This window comes from Ramlibacter sp. 2FC (genome assembly GCF_005503345.1).
Classification (GTDB): domain Bacteria; phylum Pseudomonadota; class Gammaproteobacteria; order Burkholderiales; family Burkholderiaceae_C; genus SCMQ01.
Genome location: NZ_SCMM01000030.1, coordinates 1 through 18,206, shown reverse-complemented (window position 1 = coordinate 18,206; position 18,206 = coordinate 1). Strand labels below are relative to the sequence as shown.

Genomic DNA, 18,206 nt, shown 5'->3' with positions numbered 1-18,206 from the left:
TGAATTAATCAGCGCTTCCTTAGTTCCACGACCAACGCCTCATTTACCTCGGCTCGCAACTTTGTCATCCAGCGCGACCCCCTGATCCTGGACCTCGACGGCGACGGGTTGGAATTGGTCGGCGCCTCGGGCAACATCTTGTTCGACCACAACGCAGATGGCATCAAGACCGGCACGGGCTGGGCCGGGGCGGACGACGGCATACTCGTGCGCGACCTCGATAGCAACGGTAGCATTGACAGCGGCCGGGAGCTCTTTGGCGTTGACACCGTCAAGAGTAACGGGGCACTCGCCACTCACGGCTTCGACGCCCTGGCGGACCTGGATAGCAACGCCGACGGTTTCGTCAACAGTTCCGATACGGCCTATGGCGAGCTCAGGATCTGGCAGGACGCTAACCAGGACGGCATCAGCCAGGCCGGTGAACTCAAGACTCTGGCCGAGCTCGGCATCACCAGCATCGGAGTTACCGGAAGCGCTACTGGTCCCCAAGCAGGCCAAGTCATCAACAACAACGCGGTCGCGTTGTCCACGACCTATACAGGAGATGGTGAGTCCAGAACCGTGGGCGCCATCGACTTGGAATCCAACGATTTCTACACCGAATTCCCTGCGGAATTGGTCGACGAAAACGGCAATCCCGTGGCCATTACCGAACAGGCGCAAGGCCTGCCTCAAATGAGCGGCTCGGGCATGGCGCGCAACATGCGCGCGGCCGCGAGCCTGGATGGAGAATTTGCCACCGCTCTGGCAGGTTTCGCCGCGGCCTCGACGCGCAGCGAGCAACTCGCACAGCTCGACGGCCTCATCACGCTGTGGGGCAAGACCTCCACGTACTGGAGCACGCTGGGCGAGTCGCTGGGTGGGACCTTCACGCTTCATCTGCCCAGCGACGGCTCGGGTTCAGGCTGGAGCAGTGTCGAAGGCCCCGAAGGTGACGGCTCCTACCTGATGCCCGTGACGCCTGAAGCGGCGGAATACCTCAACATGATCGCGGTGCTCGAGGTGTTCAACGGGAGTCGGTTCTACAGTAACGGGCAAGGGGAAGGCGCGCAGGCCCAGATTTCCCCATTCGTGGTTGGACAGGATGTTGAATACAACGGCGTCGTTGGCCGGCACTACCACATCACCGTACCGGCGCAGCAACTGGCTCTGCTGGAGCAGGCCTACGATGCACTTAGGCAAAGCGTCTACGACGCCCTGGTGCCCCAAACCCGCCTGAAGCCTTACCTGGATGCCATCGCCCTGAACATCGATGAGAGCGGCATCGCATTCGACACCACGGCGGTGGGGGCCTTGCTGGAATCGGCGAGGTCGGCCGACGCATCCACGGCCTTTGCCGACTTGGTGGAATTGAATCAGCTGTGCTACCAGACCTTGTCGAGCGTGGGTTTCGATGCTTTTGGTCTGCTGCGCGGCTGGGCATCCGAGCTGCTGCCGGAATCGCCCATCTGGGCAGAATTGGCGACGCTCAATGTTCACGTCAACAGCAACCAAGCTGGGACGAGCGCACACGACACCTACATCCTCGACGGCGTCAACGACACGGTTGAAGCCGGCGACGGAAATGACCGGATCTTCGGCGGCGGCGGCAACGATGTGCTGATGGGCGGCCTCGGCGACGATGTGATCGACGGGAGCTCGGGCAACGACGAACTGGCGGGCGAGTATGTCAACAGCTTTCAGGGCTGGTTTGCCGGGGGTGGCAATGACACCTACCTTTTCGGCCGAGGCGATGGACAGGACATCGTGTACGACACGGATACGACGGTTGGGAATGTGGACACGCTGATGTTCAAGTCGGGCGTCGCCCCCAGCGACATCCTGATGAGCCGCCTGGGCGATTCCTTAGTGCTGAAGATCGCCGGGACGACCGATCAAGTCACACTCCACAACTACCTTCAGAGCGATGGCGCGTCGTCCTGGGCCATCGAGCAGATCGGGTTTGCCGACGGCACGGTCTGGGATGTGGCAACCGTCAAAGCCAAACTCCTGACGGGTGGCGACGGCAATGACGCCATCCTCGGCTATGCCAGTGCCGATTCCATCACAGGCGGATTGGGCAACGACAACCTCCAAGGCGCTGGCGGCGACGACCTTGTCGACGGTGGTGATGGAGACGACGCCGTTTACGGCGATGGCGGCAAGGATACCCTGCTGGGTGGCTCCGGCAACGACCAGATCATGGGCGGCGCGGGCGACGACACCATGGATGGCGGCGCCGGCAACGACACGCTGTCAGGGGAATATCACAACACTTTCCAGGGTTGGTATGGCGGCGCGGGCAACGATACCTACCTCTTCGGGCGCGGCGACGGCCAGGACACTATCTACGACCTGGACGGCACAGCCGGCAACCTGGACACGATTGTTTTCAAGACCGGCGTGTCCCCGGGAGACGTACAGGTCAGCCACTCGGGCAATGATCTGTTGTTCAAGATTGCAGGGACGACCGACCAGTTGACAGTGAGGAACCATTTTGCGGATGACACCGCTGGTGCCTGGGCGATTGAAGGCATTCGTTTTGCGGACGACACGGCAACCACGTGGTCCATGACCGACGTCAGAACGATGGCGCTGACCGGCGGTGCGGGTGACGACTTGATCCATGGCTTTGCGAGCGATGACCTGCTGTCAGGCAATGATGGGATGGACATGCTGTACGGTGATGGCGGCAACGACGTGATCGCCGGTGGCGCGGGCTCGGATGCTCTATGGGGTGAGGCCGGCAATGACCAACTCGATGGCGCCGATGGGGCCGACTACATGCACGGTGGTACAGGTGACGACACATTCGACGGCGGCAGCGGCAACGACGTCATGATCGGTGACTACTACGATGCCTACTGGAATACTTACAGCGGGATCGGAAACGATACCTATCTGTTCGGCCGCGGCGACGGGCAGGACACCATCTACGAAAACGACACCGCGGTCGGCAACCTGGACAAGCTGATCTTCAAGGCGGGCGTGATGCCCGGCGACGTGGTGGCCAGCCGATCTGGCAACGATCTGATTCTTCAAGTCAACGGAACCACCGACCAAATCACGGTCAGCAACTATTTCCTGAACGAAAGCACGGGCGACTGGTTTGTCGAGGAAGTCCGATTTACCGATGCACCCGCGACGGTTTGGCGATCCGCCGAAATCAAGAATCTGGTCCTGCTCAGTGGCGGTTCGGGCAACGACGCCATCGTGGGTTACGCCTCCGATGACGTGTTGATGGGCTATGGCGGAAATGACACCCTGAGCGGAAGAGCCGGCAACGACACCTTGTACGGCGGCAACGATAACGATACCTTGAACGGGGAGGACGGAGGCGACATCCTGTATGGCGAGGCGGGGGCTGACAGCCTCAAGGGCGGCGCTGGTGCTGACACGCTTTACGGTGGAGCCGATGGCGACAACCTCCAAGGCGGGGATGGCAGCGACACCCTTGACGGCGGCACAGGCAACGACGTCCTGATAGGCAACTACTACGATGGCTACTGGAACACCTACAACGGGGTCGGAAACGACACCTACCTGTTCGGCCGTGGCGACGGGCAGGACACCATCTACGACAACGACACCACGGCCGGCAATCTCGACAAACTGATTTTCAAGGCGGGGGTGCTGCCCAGCGACGTAGCGGCCAGCCGGTCGGGATCTGACCTGATTCTGAAGATCAATGGAACCACGGATCAGGTCACGGTGAAGAGCTACTTCACCAGCGACGCCGCCGGCGGATGGACAGTAGAGGAGATTCGCTTCACCGATGACGCCGCCTCCGTTTGGAACGTGGCCTATGTCAAGACGGCGGTCCTGTCCGGAGGCTCCGGTAACGACACCCTGGTTGGGTATGCATCCAATGACGTCATGTCAGGCAATGACGGTAACGACACGATGTCGGGCGGTGACGGAAACGACACGCTCAACGGCGGTGCGGACGCAGACAGCCTGAAGGGCGAGAACGGCAACGACACCCTGAATGGTGGTGACGGTGCCGACTACATGCAAGGCGGAGCTGGCAGTGACGTCTTCGATGGCGGAACCGGAAACGACACGCTGATCGGCAACTACTACGATGGCTACTGGAATACCTACAACGGTGTCGGCAGCGATACCTATCTGTTCGGCCGAGGCGATGGTCAGGACACGCTCTACGACTACGACACGACTTCGGGCATTATCGATCGGCTCGTTTTCAAACCGGGTATCGCAGCCGAGGATGTGCAGGTGACCGCATCCGGGAACCATCTGATCCTGAAAGTCACCGGCACCACCGATCAGATCACGCTCGCCAACTATCTTTCGGGAGACGGCGCTGGTGGGTGGGCCATCGAAAACATCTCCTTCAGTGACGGTACTGTCTGGGATGTCACGACTGTTCAGGCCATGCTGGCGACAAATGTCCAGAACGGCACAGCTGCGGGCGATACGTTGACTGGTACGGCAGGATCGGATCGGCTTCTTGGCGGTGAGGGGGACGACGTGCTGAGCGGTGGGGCGGGCAACGACTGGCTGGACGCTGGCAGCGGCACCGACAACATGTCCGGCGGCACAGGCAATGATGTGTACGTCGTCGACTCGATGTCCGACGCGGTCGCGGAGAATGCCGGCGAAGGCAACGATACGGTTCGATCTTCGGTGTCCTGGACCTTGGGTTCCGAGGTCGAAAATCTGGTGCTGACAGGAAATTCGACGATCGATGGCATTGGCAATGCCCTGGGAAACAGGATTTTCGGGAACTCCGCCGATAACCGGATTGATGGCGGTGCCGGAGCCGACGTCATGGTAGGAGGGGCTGGCAAGGACACCTACGTCATTGACAGCGCGTCCGACATCGTGATCGAAAATGCCGCGGAAGGTGTAGATCAGGTCGAGAGCAGCATTGCGTACACACTGGGTTCAAACCTGGAAAACCTTGTCCTGACTGGCAGCGCCGCCATCAATGGCACGGGCAACGAACTTGCCAACATGTTGACTGGAAACTCGGCAGCGAACATTCTGAGCGGGGGCCTTGGCAACGATACGTATGGGCTCTATCGCGGGGCCGGCATGGACACTGTCCAAGAAAACGACGCCACCGCTGGCAACACCGACGCTGCCCAATTTGATGCAGGCATCGCAGCGGACCAGCTCTGGTTCCGCCAGGTTGGCAACAATCTGGAAGTCAGCATCATCGGGACGTCTGACACCTTCGCCATCAAAGACTGGTACCTGGGCAACCAGTATCACGTTGAGCAGTTCAAGACCAGCGATGGCAAGACCTTGTTGGACAGTCAAGTGCAGAACTTGGTGCAGGCCATGGCTTCGTTCTCCCCACCCGCGGCCGGCCAGACTACCTTACCAGAGAGCTATTCGGCTTCGCTGACGCCGGTGATTGCAGCCAACTGGCAGTAAGTCAGGAGTCGATTAAATCTGAACGGCGGGCGCCCAGCATGGGCGCGACCTCGGAGGTGTGGACGTCCATTTGCTGCCCTTGGTTAGCACCGATAGCTGAGTCGATGCAGCAGACAAGGCGGTCAACGAGACGCGTCAATGTCTGCTATTTCGTAGGCCGATCGGTCGCTAAGGCTGGCAGGGTGGCGGTCAGGTCGGACAAGTCCCGGCCACGTGCGTGCGGAAATTCTTGTATGTCAGATCCGAACCTGGAAAGCTGATGTTCGACTTTGAGCCCATCCCGGCCGACGCCGGGCCCTCGGGAGCGACCGCTGCTTACGAACATCGATTCCGCGCAGTGGTGGCCGACCGGTAGCTTGCTGGGTGGACCTGCCGGTCGGCCAGAGAGCCGCCACGGGCTCCTTTGGGGCGGTCGCGACTTCGAAGGTCCGGTTATCGGAGAGACGGCCGAGCGTCTCTTGATGGCCGTCACTTCCAGTTCGTGGACGGCCGGTCTTTTCGGGTGCGGGCGGCGGAAACGGGTCGCAACCGGCCCGCCACTCAGCAAAGCCTATCCTCCGCATCCTCCTCGTCACCGACACCGAAAGGCTCGCATCCGCGCGCCAAACCGGATGGCGTTTCGCCCTTCGAATGCCTGGCCAAGGAGCGCTTCCTTCGGCCCGCCTCCGTGACCTGGCGCACACAGCCAGCGGCGCGGCGCCGAACCCGGTCCGCTTGCGTCCGGGCCCGGCCCGCGCTATACAGCACCTTGCTCACAACAACACCCGGAGGGAAATCCATGAACAACATGAGCAGCTGGTACCTGCGCCTGGCCGTGCTGTACCTGATCGCCGGCGTGTCGCTCGGCATCTTCATGGCGGCCACCCACAACCCCACGATGAAACCGGTGCACGCCCACCTCAACCTGCTGGGCTGGGTCACCATGGGATTGTTCGGCCTGTTCTACCGCAGCTGGCCGGGCGCGGCCCAGTCCACGCTGGCCAAGGTCCAGTTCTGGATCTACGTGCCGGCGCATTTCGTGCAGATGCTGCTCTTGGCCCTGCTCTACATGGGCAATCCCGCGGTCGAGCCGGCCCTGGCCATGGCCTCGGTGCTGGTCGGCGTGGCCGTGCTGTGCTTCGCGGTCGTGGTCTGGCAGCACACGGACAGCTGAGCGGAGAGCCGCGCCGGGCCCCGGGCCGCTACTGCGGCTTGGCCAGGCCCAGCTTCTCGACCAGCGCCTTCTCCTTCGCGAAGGTGTCCTGGGCGAACTTCTGGTAGGCGGTGGTGCTCATGTACATGGGCACCATGTCGTAGCGCGCCAGCGCCGTCTTGTAGCTGTCCTGCTCCATGGCCTGCTTGAAGGCGTCGTGCAGGCGCTTGACCACGGCCGGCGGCGTGCCCTTGGGCGCGCCCAGGCCGAAGGGCGAGTTCTGCACCAGGTCCAGGCCCAGCTCCTTGAGCGTGGGCGCGTCGGGGAACTTGGCCAGGCGCTCGGCGCCCCAGGTGTTGAGCACGCGCAGCTTGCCGGCCTCGACCTGGGGCGCGAAGCCGGTGGAATCGGCCGCCGCCATGATCTGGCCGCCCAGCACCGACTGCATCAGGTCGGCGCTGCCCTTGTAGGGCACGTGCAGCAGCTCCAGGCCCAGCTTCTGCGCGATCAGCTCCATGGTCAGGTGCGGGCTGGTCAGCGCGCCGGTCGAGCCGTAGCTGAGCTTGCCGGGGTTGGCCTTGGCCCAGGCCACGAAATGGGTCCAGCTCTTGATCGGCGAGTCGGCCGGCACCACCAGGCCGAAGGCGTAGCCGGTCACGTTGAGCACGTAGGCGATGTCCTTGACCGGATCCCAGTTGATCTTGGTGGTGTAGGGCAGTCGGAACACACCCAGCGGGGTCTGCGCCAGCGTGTAGCCGTCGGGCGCGGCGGTCTGCAGCGCCTGGGCCGGCAGGGTCCCGCCGGCGCCGGGCTTGTTCTCCACGACCACGGGCTGGCCCAGCAGCTTGCCCGCGTTGTCGGCGAGCACGCGCATGGTGATGTCGGTCGGCCCGCCGGCCGGGAAGGCCACGAGCAGTTTGATCGGACGGGCCGGAAAGCTCTGGGCGCGGGCCACCAGGGCGGGCGCGGCCAGCGCGGCCCCGGCCAGCTGCACGATGTGACGGCGTTTCATGGTTTCTCCTCGAGCGGTTGGAATGACTCGTGGGATTGGACCCAATCCGCGAGCTCCGGGCAAGCTGGAAAGCCCGCGGACTGTCGCCGAAGCGCCAGCGCGACGCCCGCCGCCGGCTAGCTCTGGCGCGCGATCTCGTCGAGCAGGGCCGCCGCCATCGCGTCGAGCGGCGCGGGCTGGCCCGTGTACAGCTCGATCTGGCCGCAGAACTGGTGCAGCATCATGCGCGTGCCATCGATGGTGCGGCAGCCCAGGTCGGCGGCGTCGCGGATCAGGCGGCTGCGCACCGGGATGAAGGCCGCATCCATGACGAACAGATGCGGCGCCAGCCGGCCGGCGATGGGATTGACGTCGGGCGCCCGGAACCCGGCCGCGGTGGCATTGACCACGCCGTCGAATGCCGAGGCCTCGAAGTCGCTCAGGGCGCCGCCGAAGCGCAGGCCGAAGTCGCGCGCGAGCTGCTCGCCGCGCGCCGCCGTGCGGTTGAACACGGTGACCTGCGCGCCGGCCTGGCGCGCACCGTAGGCGATGGCGCGCGCCGCGCCACCGGCGCCGAGCAGCGCGATGCGCTGCCCGTCCAGGCGCGTCGCCTCCTCGATCGCCCGCACGGCGCCGATGCAGTCGGTGTTGTAGCCGGTCAGCCGGCCATCGACATGGTTGATGGTGTTGACCGCGCCGATCGCGCGCGCGGTGTCGTCGAGCGCGTCGAGGTGGGGGATCACGGCCTGCTTGTGCGGCATGGAGACGTTCATGCCCCTGATGCCCAGCGTGCGGATGGCCTGGATCGCGCCCGGAACGTCCTCGACGCCGAAGCAGACGAAGGTGTAGTCCAGGCCGAGCGCGCGGTAGGCGGCGTTGTGCACCTTGACGTTGAAGCTGAAGGGCGTGCCCATGATGGAGCCGCAGAGCGTGGGGATGGAACGGGGCATGGTGGACTCCGATGAGGTGTGACGGCGCTCAGTCGGCGCTCAGTCGGCGATGCCGGACAGGTCGAAGGCCGCGGCGGGCCGCTCGCCCGCCAGCGCGCGCAGCAGGTTGTGGGTGGCGAGCTCGGCCATGGCGCGGCGCGTCTCGTGGGTGGCCGAGCCGACATGCGGCAGGGCCGTGACCTTGGGGTGGCAGCGCAGGGGCGAATCCGGCGGCAACGGCTCGACGGCGAACACGTCCAGGCCCGCGGCGCGCAGATGGCCGCTGTCCAGCGCCGCGAGCAGCGCCGCCTCCTGCACGATGGCGCCGCGCGAGCCGTTGACGAAGACCGCCCCGGGCTTCATCGCCGCGAACGCGCGCTGGTCCATCAGCCCCCGGGTCTCGCCGGTCAAGGGCAGCGTGCAGGCGACGATGTCGGCGCTGCTCAGCACCTCGTCCAGGTTCGCACGCCTGGCGCGGCCGACCAGCTCGGGCAGCGCCACCTCGAACGGGTCGTGGTAGAGCACGGGCATGCCGAAGCCCAGCGCCGCGCGCCGGGCCACGGCCTGGCCGATGCGCCCGAAGCCGAGGATGCCCAGCGTCTTGCCGTGCACGTCCCAGCCGAACAGCTCCTCGCCGATGTGGCGCGTCCAGCGGCCCTCGCGGACCAGGCTGGACAGCTCGACCAGGCGCCGCGAGCAGGCCATGACCAGCGCGAACACGGTGTCGGCCGTGGTCTCGGTCAGCACGCCGGGCGTGTGGCACAGCCGGATGCCGCGGCGCTTGAGCAGCGCCAGGTCGTAGTTGTCCACGCCCACCGAGATGCTGGAGATCACCTCGAGACGCCCGGCCCCGGCCAGCTCGGCCGCGCCGAGCTTGACGCTGGAGCCGATCAGGCCCTGGGCCGTGGCCAGCGCGTCGCGAAAGCGGCCCTGCTGCTCGGGGCGGCGCGGGTCGGCCACCACCACCTCGTGCTGCGCGGCGATGCGCGCCAGCAGGTCCTCGGGCAGGGCCCGGAACACCAGCACCTGTTTTCTTTCAACGCTCACAATCCCACCTCCTTCAGTTCGTTCCTTGTGGGCAGGCCCTCGGTGTCGCCGATGACCTGCACGGCGCGTGCGCCTATCCAGGCGCCGCGCCGCGCCGCCTCGGCGATGCCGCGGCCCTCGAGCAGGGCGCTGAGCACGCCCACGGCGAAGCCGTCGCCGGCGCCCACGGTGTCGACCACGCGCGCCACGGGCCAGGCCGGCACCTGGCCGCAGCCGGCCTCGCGATCGTCGTAATAGGCGCCGTCGGCGCCGAGCTTGACCACCACGCGCGCCACGCCGCGCTCGCGGTAGAAGCGCGCGATGGCGGCCGGGTCGCGCGAGCCGGTCAGCACGAAGCCCTCCTCCAGACCCGGCAGCACCCAGTCGCATTGCGTGGCCAGCGCGTTCAGCGTGTCGCGCATCAGGGCCGGCGAGGCCCAGAGCGTGGGGCGCAGGTTGGGGTCGAAGGACAGGCTGCGGCCGGCCGCGCGCATCAGCGCGATGGCGCGCCGCGTCACGGCCAGGCAGTCGGCCGAGATGGCGGGGAACACGCCGGTCACATGCAGGTGGCGCGCGCCGAGCAGCCAGTCCGTGTCGAGCTGGGCCACGGTCATGCGGCTGGCGGCCGAGCCCTTGCGGTGGTATTCGACCGGCGGGTCGCTGCCGTCGCTGACCCGGCCCTTGAACTGCCAGCCGGTGCCGGCCTCGCCGCTCAGGGCCACGCGCGAGCAGTCTATGCCCTCGGCCTGCATCTGGGCCAGCAGGTAGCGGCCCATGGAATCGCTGCCCAGCCGGCTGCCCCAGCCGACGCGCAGGCCCAGCCGCGCCAGGCCGATCGCCACATTGGTCTCGGCGCCGGCGGTGCGCTTGTGGAAGCAGGCCACCTGCTCCAGCGGCCCGGGCTGGTCGGCCACCAGCATCAGCATGGCCTCGCCCAGGGTCACGACGTCCAGGCGGGCGCTCATTGGGTAACCTCCGCCTTGCAGGCTGCGGTATTCGCCTTGGGAACGGCCCGGCGGCTCATGCGCAGGCCTCCGCGCTGCGCACCAGGTCCAGCTGCTGGCGCGTGACGGCCAGCAGGTCATCGCCCTGCAGCGGGTACTCGATGGCGCGCGGCACCTGGCGCGGCAGGCCGCGCAGGATGGCGCGCCAGGGCGCGGCCGAGGCCGCCAGCGGCACGGCCGCCCATTGGCCCGGCTGGCGCTGCACGCCTTTGCAGTGCACATAGCGCACACGCGGCGCGCACTGGGCCGCGGCCTGCAGCGGGTCCTCGCCGGTCCAGTGCCAGTTGCCCATGTCGAAGGTCATGCCCAGCGCCAGGCCGGCCGCGCCGGCCTGCTCGAAGAAGGCCTGCAGCGCGGCCAGCGTACCGGCGGCCTCGGTCTGGTCGTTCTCGATCACCAGCTCGACGCGCTCTTCGGCCAGCCGCTGCGCCAGCGCGGGCAGGCTGGGGGCGCTGGCCCGCCCATAGCCGCCTATGGCCATCTTGAGCCGGCCCGCGCCCAGCACCTGGGCCGCGGCCAGGCCGCGCGCCAGCGCGCCCTCATCGAGCGCGCCCTGCCCGTTCCACAGTCCTTCGGGGCTCGAATACACCAGGGACAGGCCGCGCTCGGCCGCCAGCGCGGCGATGGCCGGCAGCTCGGCCTGCGCCTCATTCAGCAGCTCGCCGCGCACCTCGACCCCGTCGGCGCCGGCCTCGGCCGCCAGGGCGGCGAACCAGGCCTGGCCGCGGCGGCGCACTTCGGCCGCGCCGAACGAGGACAGCGAGACCAGCACCTCGGGTCGGCTCGCGCTCACTTGATCGCTCCCGCGCTCAGGAACTGCTGCAGCTCGGGCGTCTTGGGCGTGCCGAAGATCTCGGCGGACGGGCCGGCCTCGTGCACCTTGCCCTGGTGCATGAAGATGGTCTGGTGCGCCATGCGGCGCGCGAATTCCATCTCGTGCGTGACCAGCACCATGGTCATGCCTGAGGCCGCCAGCTGCTCCATCACGCGCAGCACCTCGCGCGTGAGCTCGGGGTCCAGCGCCGAGGTCACCTCGTCGAACAGCATCACCTGGGGCTCCATGGCCAGCGAGCGCGCGATCGCCACGCGCTGCTGCTGGCCGCCGGACAGCTGCTCGGGGTAGGCCTCGCGCTTGTCGAGCAGGCCGACCTGGGACAGCACGCGCTCCACGATGGCGGCGATCTCGTCTTCCGGAAGCTCGCGCACGATGCGCGGCGCCAGGCGGATGTTCTCCTCCACCGTCAGGTGCGGGAACAGGTTGTAGCTCTGGAACACCATGCCCACGTCGCGCCGCAGCTCGCGCACATGGCGGCCGCCGGCGTCGAGCTCGTGGCCGGCCACGCGGATGCTGCCGGCGTTCACGGTTTCCAGGCCGTTGAGGCAGCGCAGCATGGTGCTCTTGCCCGAGCCGCTGCGGCCGATGATGGCCACGACCTGGCCGGGATCTATGTCGAACGAGACGCCCTTGAGGATCTCGTTCTGACCGAAGGACTTGCGAACGTCCTTGACTTCAACGATGGGCATGGAGTTTCCTTTCCATGCGCTTGGCCGCCGTCGACAACGGGAAGCACAGCGCGAAATAGAGGGCCGCCACGACCAGGAACACCTGGAAGGGCTGGAAGGTGGCGTTGTTGATCAGCTGGCCCGAACGGGTGAGCTCGACCACGCCGATGATGGAGGTGATGGAGGTGTTCTTGACCACCTGCACCGAGAAGCCCACCGTGGGCGGCAGCGCCAGGCGCAGGGCCTGCGGCAGCACCACATGGCGCAGCTGCTGCCAGCGCGTCATGGCCAGCGAGCTGCTCGCCTCCCACTGGCCGCGCGGCACGGCCTGTATGCAGCCGCGCCAGATCTCGCCAAGGTAGGCGCTGGCGTAGATGCTCATGGCCAGCGTCGCGGCGACCAGCGGCGAGAGCTTGAGGCCCAGCAGCGACAGGCCGTAGTAGCTGAGGAACAGCACGATCAGCACCGGCGTGCCCTGCACCAGCTGGATGTAGGCTGCGGTCAGCGTGCGCAGCGCGCCGCTGCGCGCGGTGCGGCCCAGCGCCACCGCGAAGCCGGCCAGGCCGCCGCAGGCGAAGGCCAGCAGAGAGACCAGCACGGTCCAGCGCGCCGCGGCCAGCAGCAGGACCACATGGGACAGAGAGAATTCGCTGATCATGAGGCTTCTCCAGGGACCAGGCGCGACGCGGGGACGGTGCGGCGCGGCAGATGCTTCAGCAGCTCGACCTGGCGCTTGCGGCGGAACACGAACAGGCCGATGAGGAAGAAGGCGCCGCGCAGCAGCAGGGCCAGCGCGATGTAGAGCACCATGACCACCAGGTAGGACTCGAAAGTGCGGAAGGTCTGCGAGTCGATCACGCTGGCGATCGCCGTCAGCTCCTCGACCGAGATGGTCGAGACCACGCTGGAGGTCAGCATCATCAGCGTGAACTGGCTGGCCAGGGCCGGGTAGACCTTCTCGAAGGCCGGCACCAACACCACATGGCGTATGGTCTGCCAGCGCGTCATGGCCAGGGCCGCGGCGGCCTCGATCTGCGTGCGGTGGATGCTCTGCACCCCGGCGCGGATGATCTCGGTGGCGTAGGCGCCGAGGTTCACCGTCATCGCGATCAGCGCCGCGGCCACGGCGTCGATCTGCAGGCCCACCGTGGGCAGGCCGAAGAAGATGATGAACAGCTGGACCAGGAAGGGCGTGTTGCGTATCGCCTCCACGTAGGCGGCGACGCCGCGCCGCAGCGCGGGCCCGCCGTAGCTGGCCGCGATGGCACCTGCGGTGCCGACCAGGGTGCCCAGCGCGATCGCGGCGAAGCTGAGCTCCAGCGTCATCAGCGCGCCCTGGGCGAAGCGGTCCGCATGCGCGAGCATCGGTCCGAAGTCGAGTTGGTAGGCCACGGTGGGGCTCCGATGCGCGGGACTCAGAACACCGGCAGCTCGGGCAGCGGGTTGCCGGTCCACTTGCGCGCGATGGCGTCGAGCTCGCCGTTGAGCTTGACGTAGTAGATGGTGTTGTTGAGCCACTGGTGCAGCTCGTGCGCGTCCTTGCGCGTGGTCATGGCATTGGGCTGGAGGGAGAACGCGAACTTGGCGTCGTACTTGCCGTTGCCGCGCGCCTTCATGATCTCGCGGCCTATGGTGTTGGGCAGGGCCACGGCGTCGACCTGGTTGCTGATAAGGGCCTGGGCCGAGGTGGCGTCGTCCTCGAAGCGCACGATGTTCGTGCCGGGCAGGGCCAGGCGGGTCAGGGCCGCGTCCTGCGTGGTGCCGCGCGTGACGCCGACCTTCTTCCTGGCCAGGTCCTGCAGCTTGCCGTACTTTGCGGCCGCGGGCGCGAAGATCGAGAGCTCGAAGGCGCTGTAGGGCATGGTGAACATCACGGCGCGGGCGCGCTCGGGCGTGGGCGCCAGGGTGGCGACCAGGAAGTCGACCTTGCCCGACTCCAGCGCCGGAATGCGCGCGGGCGAGGTCAGCGGCACCAGCTCGGCCGGCACGCCCAGGTACTTGGCGATCAGGTTGGCGACGTCGACGTCGTAGCCGGCCGGGTTGCCGCTGGCGTCGGTGGTGCCGAAGGGCGGCGCGCCGGACACCACGCCGATCGTGACCTTGCCCTTCTTGACGATCTCGGCGGTGGACTGGGCCTGGGCGGCGGCGGTGGCCGTGGCCAGGGCCAGCAGCAGGGCGAAGGGGCGCAGCAGGCGCTGCAGGGTGGCGGACTTGATCACGGGTGACTCCTCGGAAAAGGTGGATGGGGCCGGAAGGCCCGGCTTCTGTCTGGCGGCATTGCCAGGCCTGAAACCGGTTTCTTGATTCTAAGAAACCGGTTTCAAAGCGCGATCAGTGAAAACCCTAGGCCGGGCGCAAACCCGAAAAAGGAGAGCCGGAGATCAGGGCCGGGAGGAGCCGCGCACGACCAGGCGGCCGGGCAGCAGGATCTGGCGTGCCGCCAGGTCCTGGCCCTCGATGCGCTCGATCAGGCAGCGCGCGGCCAGGCGGCCGATGTCGTCGGTGGGCTGGGCGATGGCGCTCAGGCCTGGCCCCACCAGTGGCGCCCAGTCGGGGTCGTCGAAGCCGACCAGGCCCAGGTCGCGGCCCAGGGTCCAGCCCAGTCGGGCTGCGGCGGCGGCGACGCGCAGCGTGGTCACGGCGTTGGCCGAGAGCACGGCCGGCCGCGCCTGGCCGGCCTGGCGCTGGAGGGCGCGCAGCGCGGCGTCGAGTGCCGCCTCGTCGACGCCGTCGCTCTCGAACACCGCGCCGGCACGGGCCGGCTGCGCCTCGGCCAGGCAGGCGCGGAAGGCGGCCGCGCGCTCCTCGCGCGAGCTCACGCCCTGCATGGGCTCGGTGACGAACAGCAGCGGCCCGTAGCCGGCCTCGGCCAGGTGGCCGGCGGCCAGGCGCACGGCGGCCGCGTTGTCCAGGCCCACCAGGTCCAGCTGCGCGTCGCCAAGCCGGCGGTCGATCAGCACCACGGGCCGGCCGCGCTGGGCCGCGGACTCGAGGGCTCCGGCGTCCTGGCCCAGGGTGTGGAGGATGAAGCCCTCGACCTGGTAGGACGAGAGCGCCTGGATGGCCTCGCGCTCGCGCCAGTCGTCGTTGCCGAGGTTGAACAGCATGACCATGTAGCCGGCGTCGCGGCAGGCCTTCTCGGCGCCGCGCAGCACGGCCACGGAGAAGGGGTTGGCGACGTCGGCGACGACCAGGCCGATCAGGCGCGAGCGCCCGCGCTTGAGCGCCTGGGCCATGGGGCTGGGCGCGTAGCCCAGCCGGTCGATCGCGGCCTGCACGCGCTCGGCGATCTCGCGCGTGAGCAGCTCGGCGCGGCGGTTGAGCACGCGCGAGACCGTGGCCTTGGACACCCCGGCGGCGCGCGCCACGTCGTCGATGGTGATGCGCGCCGGCACGGCGGCGCCGGCGGGCTTGGCGGGAGGGACAGGCGGGCGGCTCATGAGGCCCGCACTGTACCGCAAGCGGAAACCAGTTTCAGGCCCGGCTCGCCCGCGCCGTCACGTTCTGGCCAGCACCGGCGCCAGCGCGCGCCCGGTGTGCGTGCCCAGGCGCACCACCTCCTCGGGCGGCGCCGCGGCGACGATGCGCCCGCCGGCCTGGCCACCCTCGGGGCCGAGGTCTATGATCCAGTCGGCCTCGGCGATCACGTCCAGGTCATGCTCGATCACCACCACGCTGTGGCCGCCGTCGACCAGGCGGTGCAGCACGCGGATCAGCTTGTCCACGTCGGCCATGTGCAGGCCCACCGTGGGCTCGTCGAGCACGTAGAGCGTGTGCGGGGCCTTGTTGCCGCGGCGCGTGACGTCGTCGCGCACCTTGGTCAGCTCGGTCACCAGCTTGATGCGCTGCGCCTCGCCGCCCGACAACGTGGGCGAGGGCTGGCCCAGCGTGAGGTAGCCCAGGCCCACGTCCTTGAGCAGCTGCAGCGGGTGGCTGATGTTGGGCATGGCGGCAAAGAACGCCACCGCCTCGTCCACCTCCATCTGCAGCACCTCGCCTATGCTCTTGCCGCGCCAGGTCACGGCCAGGGTCTCGGGGTTGAAGCGCGCGCCGTGGCAGGCCTCGCAGGGCACTTTCACATCGGGCAGGAAGCTCATCTCTATGGTGCGCACGCCCTGGCCTTCGCAGCTGTGGCAGCGGCCCTCGCCGGTGTTGAACGAGAAGCGCCCGGCCGCGTAGCCGCGCGCCTTGGCCTCCAGGGTCTCGGCGAACAGCTTGCGTATGGTGTCCCAGAAGCCGATGTAGGTGGCGGGGCAGCTGCGCGGCGTCTTGCCGATCGGCGTCTGGTCGACCTCGAGCACGCGGTCCACGCCCTCGAAGCCCTTGAGACCGGTGCAGCCAACCAAAGCTGGAGCCTTGCCCGCGTCCATGGCCTCGCGCCCGGCCTTGGTGGCGCGCTGCGCGACCCAGGCCTGCACGTTGGCCAGCAGCACGTCGCGCGCCAGCGTGGACTTGCCCGAGCCCGACACGCCGCTCACGGCCACCAGGCGCTTGAGCGGCAGCGCCAGCTCGACCTGCTGCAGGTTGTGCAGATGGGCGCCGAGTACGCTGAGCCACTTGAGCTCGGCCCCCTCCTCCTCCGCCCCGGCCACGGGCCGCCGCGGCTGCAGCGGGTGCTTCATCGCGTGCAGCAGGTAGCGGCCGGTGACCGAGTCGGCCGTGCCGGTCAGGTCGCTGGCCTGGCCCTGGGCGACCAGGCGGCCGCCGCGCTTGCCGGCGCTGGGGCCGATGTCGATGATGTGGTCGGCGCGGCGTATGGTGTCCTCGTCGTGCTCGACCACCACCAGGGTGTTGCCCTTGTCGCCGAGCTTGTGCAGGGCGTCGAGCAGGATCTGGTTGTCGCGCGCGTGCAGGCCTATGGTGGGCTCGTCGAGCACGTAGCACACGCCCTGCAGGTTGCTGCCGAGCTGGGCCGCGAGGCGGATGCGCTGGGCCTCGCCGCCCGACAAGGTGGGCGCGCCGCGGTCCAGCGTCAGGTAGCCCAGGCCCACTTCCTCGAGAAAACTCAGGCGGCTCCTGATCTCGGGCACCAGGTCGCGCGCGATGCCGGCCTCGCGCCCCGAGAGCGCCAGGGTCTCGACCCAGCGCCGGACCTCGCTCACGGCCAGGCGCGCGATGTCGGCGATGCCCACGCCGCTGAACTTCACGGCGCGCGCCGTGGCGTTCAGGCGCGTGCCTGCGCAAGCCGGGCAGGCGGTGTCCACGACATCCTCCACCTCGGGCTCGGCGAAGCTGCGCTCGCGGCCCTTCTGGTCGTCGGCCTGCACCGAGTCGTCGAAGGCCTTGCGCTGGGCCGAAGTGAGCTTGACGCCCGTGCCCACGCAGTCGGGGCACCAGCCATGCTTGCTGTTGTAGGAGAACAGGCGCGGGTCGAGCTCGGCGTAGGAGGTGGCGCAGACCGGGCAGGCGCGCTTGGTCGAGAACACCTCGCAGCGGCCTATGCCGGCCGTGGCGACGCCGGCCATCATGGCCGCGCGCAGGCCGTCGAGCTGGCTCAGCACATGGACCACGCCCTTGCCGTGCTCCAGCGCCAGCGCCAGCTTCTCGCGCAGCAGGGCCTCGTTCTCGGGCGCCACGTCCAGGCTGGCCACCGGCAGCTCGATGGTGTGCTCCTTGAAGCGGTCGATGCGCGGGAACTTCGTTGTAGGCAGGAACTCGCCGTCCACGCGCAGATGGGTGTAGCCGCGCGGGCGGGCCCAGTCGGCGAGCTCGGTGTAGACGCCCTTGCGGTTCACCACCAGCGGCGCCAGCAGGCCGATGTGCTGGCCGCGGAAGTTCTTCATCAGCTGGGCCGCGATGCTGTCGGGCGTCTGCGGCTGCACCGCCGCGCCATCGTGCACGCAGTGCTGCACGCCGAGCTTGACGTAGAGCAGCCGCAGGAAATGCCAGACCTCGGTGGTCGTGCCCACCGTGCTCTTGCGCCCGCCGCGCGACAGGCGCTGCTCGATCGCCACCGTGGGCGGGATGCCGTAGACCGCGTCGACCTCGGGCCGGCCGGCCGGCTGCACGATGCTGCGCGCGTAGGCGTTCAGGCTCTCGAGGTAGCGGCGCTGGCCCTCGTTGAACAGGATGTCGAAGGCCAGGGTGGACTTGCCCGAGCCGCTGACGCCGGTGATCACGTTGAACTTGCCGCGCGGGATGTCCACCGTGAGGTTCTTGAGGTTGTGCTCCTTGGCGTTGACGATCTGTATGACCCCCTCCCCCGCTGGGGGAGGGTTGGGGTGGGGGCCCGCCCC

The 18,206-nt window shown here is 67.8% G+C and carries 13 protein-coding genes; 2 read left to right on the top strand and 11 right to left on the bottom strand.

The features are described from left to right. Positions 1-3 precede the first annotated feature (3 nt). Together FFS10_RS13905 and FFS10_RS13900 are read left to right on the top strand one after the other, a co-directional pair. On the top strand, positions 4-5,385 hold the full coding sequence (locus tag FFS10_RS13905) for a calcium-binding protein (RefSeq protein WP_502702874.1): 5,382 nt from the start codon (positions 4-6) through the stop codon (positions 5,383-5,385). 778 nt (positions 5,386-6,163) lie between these two features. Continuing rightward, on the top strand, positions 6,164-6,538 hold the full coding sequence (locus FFS10_RS13900) for a hypothetical protein (protein WP_137895067.1): 375 nt from the start codon (positions 6,164-6,166) through the stop codon (positions 6,536-6,538). 28 nt (positions 6,539-6,566) lie between these two features. On the opposite strand, the gene FFS10_RS13895 is transcribed toward FFS10_RS13900, so the two are convergent. From FFS10_RS13895 to FFS10_RS13850, 11 genes are all read right to left on the bottom strand, one after another. Beyond that, the gene (locus FFS10_RS13895; protein ID WP_137895066.1) at positions 6,567-7,529 is read right to left on the bottom strand and encodes a tripartite tricarboxylate transporter substrate binding protein; all 963 of its coding nucleotides are present in this window, start codon (positions 7,527-7,529) and stop codon (positions 6,567-6,569) included. Positions 7,530-7,645: 116 nt separating this feature from the next. Continuing rightward, positions 7,646-8,458 carry a shikimate dehydrogenase family protein gene (locus FFS10_RS13890; RefSeq protein ID WP_137895065.1) on the bottom strand — a complete coding sequence of 271 codons (813 nt, stop codon included), beginning with the start codon at positions 8,456-8,458 and terminating at the stop codon, positions 7,646-7,648. 39 nt (positions 8,459-8,497) lie between these two features. Next, positions 8,498-9,487, bottom strand: coding sequence for a 2-hydroxyacid dehydrogenase (locus tag FFS10_RS13885; protein WP_502702873.1), 990 nt, complete (start codon positions 9,485-9,487; stop codon positions 8,498-8,500). Next, entirely contained in the window at positions 9,481-10,428 is a 948-nt protein-coding gene (locus tag FFS10_RS23535; RefSeq protein ID WP_249931297.1) for a sugar kinase, read from the bottom strand. The genes FFS10_RS13885 and FFS10_RS23535 overlap by 7 nt, the downstream gene beginning before the upstream one ends. A 55-nt stretch (positions 10,429-10,483) precedes the next feature. Further along, positions 10,484-11,260, bottom strand: a complete 777-nt coding sequence (locus FFS10_RS13880; RefSeq protein WP_137895063.1) for a sugar phosphate isomerase/epimerase family protein — start codon at positions 11,258-11,260, stop codon at positions 10,484-10,486. Further along, the gene (locus FFS10_RS13875; protein WP_137895062.1) at positions 11,257-11,991 is read right to left on the bottom strand and encodes an amino acid ABC transporter ATP-binding protein; all 735 of its coding nucleotides are present in this window, start codon (positions 11,989-11,991) and stop codon (positions 11,257-11,259) included. The genes FFS10_RS13880 and FFS10_RS13875 overlap by 4 nt, the downstream gene beginning before the upstream one ends. Further along, positions 11,978-12,628 (bottom strand): amino acid ABC transporter permease, encoded by a 651-nt coding sequence (locus FFS10_RS13870; RefSeq protein ID WP_137895061.1) that lies wholly within the window; start codon positions 12,626-12,628, stop codon positions 11,978-11,980. Before FFS10_RS13870 ends, FFS10_RS13875 begins: the two co-directional genes overlap by 14 nt. Next, entirely contained in the window at positions 12,625-13,362 is a 738-nt protein-coding gene (locus FFS10_RS13865; protein ID WP_249931296.1) for an amino acid ABC transporter permease, read from the bottom strand. Before FFS10_RS13865 ends, FFS10_RS13870 begins: the two co-directional genes overlap by 4 nt. A 23-nt stretch (positions 13,363-13,385) precedes the next feature. Then, the gene (locus tag FFS10_RS13860; RefSeq protein ID WP_212744134.1) at positions 13,386-14,189 is read right to left on the bottom strand and encodes a transporter substrate-binding domain-containing protein; all 804 of its coding nucleotides are present in this window, start codon (positions 14,187-14,189) and stop codon (positions 13,386-13,388) included. Positions 14,190-14,351: 162 nt separating this feature from the next. Then, positions 14,352-15,410 (bottom strand): LacI family DNA-binding transcriptional regulator, encoded by a 1,059-nt coding sequence (locus tag FFS10_RS13855; RefSeq protein ID WP_137895060.1) that lies wholly within the window; start codon positions 15,408-15,410, stop codon positions 14,352-14,354. Between the two features lie 57 nt (positions 15,411-15,467). Beyond that, the coding region (locus FFS10_RS13850; RefSeq protein WP_502702871.1) for an excinuclease ABC subunit UvrA at positions 15,468-18,206 on the bottom strand (2,739 nt) is incomplete at its 5' end.